Consider the following 5417-nt stretch of genomic DNA (forward strand, 5'->3'; position numbering starts at 1 on the left):
TCGCGCTTGGCCAGGCTCAGGTCGGCCAGGAAGTGCGCGTGGTAATCGGCTACGTGGATGACTTCGGTGCGGCCGAAAGCGCTTCGTCCAACATCCTGGGGCCGGTGGCCAACGTCAACGATGCACCGACAGGCGCGTTGCTGATCAGCGATACGACACCGGATCAAGGGCAGGTGCTGACCGCGCTGACGGGTGGGATTGCCGATCTGGATGGGCTGGGCACATTCAGCTTCCAATGGCAGCAAGGTGTCGGCACTTCCTTCACCGACATCAACGGCGCGACTGCTGCGACCTTCACCCCTGGTGCGGCGCAGGTCAATCTGCAACTGCGAGTGATCGTGCGCTACATCGATGGCTTCGGCACGCTGGAGTCGGTGACCTCTGCGGCGACGGCGGCGGTTGTGGTACAGGGCGTGGTGCTGCAGGGCAATGCTTTTGCGAACACCCTCACCGGCACCGCAGGTAACGATGTGCTGTTTGGCCTGGGCGGGAACGATACGCTGAATGGCCTCGCCGGTATGGACCAGTTGTTTGGCGGCACTGGCAACGACATCCTCAACGGCGGAGACGACAACGACGTCCTCAATGGCGAGGACGGCAACGACGTCCTCAATGGTGGGCTCGGCGCGGATGCCATGAACGGCGGTGCCGGCAACGACACGTTTGTGGTCGACAACGTCGGTGACGTTGTCACCGAGGCGCTGGGTGGCGGTACCGATCTGGTGCAAACCAGCCTGACGAACTACCTGCTCGGTGCCAACGTCGAGAACCTGACCTATACGGGAGCCGGTAACTTCACCGGTACCGGTAACGCGCTAGCCAACACCATCACCGGCGGGGTGGGTAACGACTTCCTCAATGGCGGTGCAGGTGCTGACCGGATGTTGGGGGGAGCCGGCAACGATACCTACGTCGTCGATGCAGCCTTGGACGTGGTGGTCGAGGTGGTGGGTGGCGGTACGGACACCGTGCAGACTTCTCTGGCCAGCTACACGCTGGGCGCTGATGTCGAGAATCTGACCTACACCGGAGTCGGCAACTTCGTCGGCAACGGTAACGGGTTGAATAACGTCATCACCGGCGGGGTGGGTAATGACACCCTCAATGGTGGCGGCGGCAACGACATCCTCACCGGCAACGGCGGCAACGACACACTGAATGGCGACGCCGGTAACGACCAACTGTTCGGTGGCATTGGCACGGATACCCTGAACGGCGGCACTGGCGATGACAGCCTCGACGGCGGTGATGGGGCGGATGTCTTGAATGGTGGAACAGGCAACGACACGCTGCTCGGTGGTGACGGTAACGACACATTGTTGGGTGGTACCGGCAATGACTTTATCGATGGCGGTACTGGCAACAATACGGTTACTGGCGGTGCCGGCAACGACGTGATGGTTGCCAGCAGTGGCAACGATATCTTCATGTTCGCAGCGGGCTTCGGGACCGATCAGATCATCGGCTTCGATGCCAACGCGGTGGGCGGCCAGGACCTGCTCGATATTTCCGCGTTCGGCGTCACCGCTGCGACCTTTGCCGGCAGCGTCATCATCACCGATGTCGGTGCGGATACCTTGATCAGCTCCGCAGGAATAGCTGACTCCATCCGCCTGGTCGGTGTGGCCGATGCAACAACCGTCACTGCCGCAGACTTCATTCTCGCCACTTGAGGTCCTGATCAGTACTGTCGCAGACGCGTGAAAAGCGGAGGGGAGGGCATGGATGCCCTCCCTTTTCTTTTTAATAAAACTGGCCGTTTTTTACTTCGATTGCCTGCATCGCACTCAGCTATAGCCGGGTAGAACAAGGAATATTGATATTCCCGGGCTGAAAAGTGTGATTAGCGCACGCTAACTTTTCTACAGCCTTGGCTACACTTCGTGTTCCGTTGGAAACCAGCGGGAACTTACGTGAAGGCGCAATACGTTGTTATTAGTTCACGAAAACACGATGAGCTGACCCGTCGGGCAGACTCACGCATTCTCGTGCATCTTGGGGAAGGAGTAAGGCGTGTATGAGTAGAGAAGGCGAGGCATTCGTGCCGATGCAAACCGCGCGGCGCGCGCTGGACTGGCCAACCCTGGGCGTGGCGGTGTTGCTCCTGCTGCTGTTTTACTGGGGAACTGGGGAGTTTGCCGTTCATGAGCGCCAATGAAGCCCGGCGCGCCGTTACGACACGAGAAATGCACGAGGCTGGCCAATGGCTGTTGCCGTACATGAACGGCGAGCTGTACTTGTCCAAACCGCCGCTGTTCTATTGGCTGGCCCTGGTCAGCACATCACTGCTGGGCAGCCTCTCCGAATGGAGCGTGCGCCTGCCTTCGGCGCTGTTTGCGACGCTGTGTTGTCTGACCTTGTATCGCCAGGCATGTGCATTCGCCGGGCGACAAGTGGCGCTGCTGGCTGTGGTGTTCCTGGCGGCGAATGCCGGGTTCAGCCTGTTTGCCCGCCGGGCAGAAATTGAAATGCCTTTGACCGGCCTGTGTCTGCTGGCACTGTTTTGTGCATGGCGCTTTCTGTTCGCGCAAGGCGGTCGCAGCTGGGTCTGGCTCAGTTACGGGCTGCTCGGCTGTGCCTTGTTGACCAAGGGGCCGGTCTGCCTGTTGTGGGTGACCGCACCGATATTGGTCTATGCGTTGATCAGCCGCGATCGTCTGGCCCGAGCATTTTTGTGTGACAGCTGGGGCTGGATGCTTGCAGTGCTGGTCGGGACTTCCTGGTATCTGGCTGTGTCCATGCAGGAGGGCTGGGGCGTCTGGTCGGCCATCCTCAACGAAGACATCGTCAAGAAAATCAATGGCCAGGGGGCAGAAGCCTGGTATGCCTATCTGTTGTATCTGGGTGGGGATTTCTTTCCCTTCTGGCTGATATTACTGGTGCGGCCGCGGCAACTCTGGCACGCCATCCGCCTGAGCCCGCAGCTGACCCTGTTGCTGTGCTGCGTTCTGGTGCCATTGCTGCTTTTCTCGCTGTTCACCGAAAAGCACGCCAAGTACCTGTTGCCTATCTACCCGGCCATCGCCCTGCTGTTGGCCTGGCACTGGAGCCAACTGCTGACCCAGGCCCGGCACCCTTGGCAGCGCTGGAGTCTGCGCGTTGTTCCGGCCGTGGTACTGGCGGGATACACGCTGTTCTACTTGGGTCTTGAAGGGCGGGTGTTCGCCCATCGGATCGACGGATTTGCGCAGATAAAGGCCGCCACCGACGCGTACCCAAACTACCCGGCCTATAGCTTGGGAGCTGCGGACATTCGCCTGGTCTATTACATGGGGCGGCCCGTCAGTTCGATCACCGAGTCGCAGGCCAGCAGCGTAGCCCATACGCCGGGCCTGCTGTTTGTCCAGGAACCGCTTCCTGCGGCATTGCAAGCCCTGGCGCCTTGCACCCTGACGCGGATCGAGTCGTATCTGAAACCCAAGCGTTCGGCCCTGCTGCTCGGGCTGGGCTCTTTGTGCGCCAATCAGGGCCAGATCAAGCCTTGAAACTGCGTCATTGAAGCTCTGCATGACTGAATGTTGGCCCGGCGTGATCTTGTGCCCAACGGATCGGCAACCGCCAAAGCCTTAAATTACAGCCTTAATCGCTGGGTAGCGTTGACGCGCTACCTGGAGGATGGGGCTGTGCCCATCGACGACAAACAGGTCGAAAACCAGATCCGGCCATGGGCACTTGGACGCTCGAACTGGTTGTTTGCCGGATCGCTACGCAGCGGCAAACGGGCGCCGATCATGAGCTTGATCCAGTCGGCGCGCCTGAACGGGCATGACCCGTATGCCTATCTCAAAGATGTGCTGATGCGGTTGCCGACGCAGCGAGCAAGCGAGATCGGGCAACTGCTGCCGCATAAGTGGGTGCCTGCCTAGCTTACGCAAGGTGACTTCAGCAGACATACTGATGTAATGACCTTGGGTACGCAGGGTCGCGGTACTGCACTGACAACGAGCTAGCATTCACGGCCATCTGTAATGACAGTCGAATTGTGTTGAGCACGAGTCAACTTTCAAGAAATGGGAGATTCTCTTCTCGAATGACACCAGCAGCATCATCGTATAGAAACGGGAGGAACATATAGCGGCGACCTTTGGTTACGGGAGTGGCTTCGTGTAAAAGAGAACACGAAAACACCACAGCCCCTCCAACTGGGGCGCTGTAAAGCACTTTTCCAAATTCTGGAAAATGCAGAAAACCTCCTTCGTACTCTCCCGAATTAAGAAACAAGGAAATGGCAAAACGGCGGTGCGCTGTACCCTTGGTGGTGTTATCCCTATGGGGCCGGAAATGCCCGCCTTCCTCGCTGTTGTAGCAGGCCACCAGATAGCGCTCCATCCGTGTGGCATTGAACTGGAACGCTTTGTGTATCTCTGGAACCAGGCGGTTGGTTATACGCAACGAGCATGCTTTGGATAGAGCCTTGTCCTCAATCGTGCAGTCGCGACGTTGTTTGTGGCTATGGTCGGCGATTTGGACGGTTTTACCCGACCGCTCCACCATAAACCCGGATTCCTCTCCGCCACGTTCGTCGTAATAACTTATTAGTGCTTTACACAGCGCGGGCTCAAATATACGGGGAACCACTAGGACTGGTGCGTGTGGAGTGGCTGCATGTTGAGGAGCCAGTGCTGGCAATCTATCCAGAAAGCGCATTAACGAGGGCACATGGTTATCAACCGGCTCCTCTATCGGGACGATGGCCATGACTCGTAGCGCAGGGTCTAGCACATAGGTCATTGGCCTGATGCTGCCGTCTAGCTGTAATGTGTCGTAGAACGCACTAACTGACCGATCAAAATCCCAGATGAAGCGCATGCCAGGTATCGAATCTTTTACCCGTTTCAGCTTTTCATCTTCTGGATCTACGGAAACACCAAAGAAGCAGACTTGATCGTCATCGAAGCGATCACGATGAGCCCGAAGCCCTTCCAGAACTTTAATAGATGCAGGATCAGCCGCAGAACCCAAAAAAGAAATCACTACATACCGGCCAGCTACGGTGTCGAAACAAAAACGCTCTCTCAGTTGAGTACGGCAATAGAACCAAGGGGCAGGTTCACCGACTGAAAACGCCGTGGCGCGCATCACAACTCCTTGCCAGTAGGCAGTGGTCGTTATTGGGAGTAAAGCCAAGAGACACATCCCGAATGCCGCCGCTTTCCCAAACGTACAAATGGGCCTGTGCTGCCGCCAGCTGCGATGCCGAAGATTGGAAAACTCCAAGCACTCGGAGCTTGTAGGTAAAGCTAGTTCAGCCCCTTTGAAGCTGTCAAATGCGCTGATGGTCGGGCGAACCGTATGCGTCCGGGCATCACGCCTTGCCTGATTAGACCGGCTGCCACCTATGCGGCAGCAACTGATCGATTTCACTCGCGCGCTGCGTCGGCAGGCGCGTGAGGACATCTTTTAGATACGCGTACGGA

5 protein-coding genes and 1 pseudogene are annotated in these 5417 nt (G+C 57.8%); 4 read left to right on the forward strand and 2 right to left on the reverse strand.

Going from position 1 to position 5417, the window contains the following annotated elements; all coding sequences use genetic code 11:
* The 4 genes and pseudogenes from FQ187_RS29535 to FQ187_RS29545 all read left to right on the forward strand — a co-directional run.
* The coding region (locus FQ187_RS29535) for a calcium-binding protein (RefSeq protein ID WP_149632187.1) at positions 1–1673 on the forward strand (1673 nt) is incomplete at its 5' end.
* 344 nt (positions 1674–2017) lie between these two features.
* On the forward strand, positions 2018–2158 hold the full coding sequence (locus FQ187_RS30675) for a hypothetical protein (protein WP_256667487.1): 141 nt from the start codon (positions 2018–2020) through the stop codon (positions 2156–2158).
* On the forward strand, positions 2145–3485 hold the full coding sequence (locus FQ187_RS29540) for a glycosyltransferase family 39 protein (RefSeq protein ID WP_256667488.1): 1341 nt from the start codon (positions 2145–2147) through the stop codon (positions 3483–3485). Before FQ187_RS30675 ends, FQ187_RS29540 begins: the two co-directional genes overlap by 14 nt.
* A gap of 30 nt (positions 3486–3515) precedes the next feature.
* Positions 3516–3866: pseudogene (locus FQ187_RS29545) on the forward strand (transposase); the annotation flags it as partial.
* 130 nt (positions 3867–3996) lie between these two features.
* Here the strand turns inward: FQ187_RS29545 and FQ187_RS29550 are convergent.
* Positions 3997–5079 (reverse strand): 2OG-Fe(II) oxygenase, encoded by a 1083-nt coding sequence (locus FQ187_RS29550; RefSeq protein ID WP_149632188.1) that lies wholly within the window; start codon positions 5077–5079, stop codon positions 3997–3999.
* A 241-nt stretch (positions 5080–5320) separates the two neighbouring features.
* The coding region (locus tag FQ187_RS29555; protein WP_149631264.1) for a transposase domain-containing protein at positions 5321–5417 on the reverse strand (97 nt) is incomplete at its 5' end.

It is taken from the genome of Pseudomonas sp. ANT_J28 (genome assembly GCF_008370005.1).
Lineage (GTDB): Bacteria > Pseudomonadota > Gammaproteobacteria > Pseudomonadales > Pseudomonadaceae > Aquipseudomonas > Aquipseudomonas frigoris.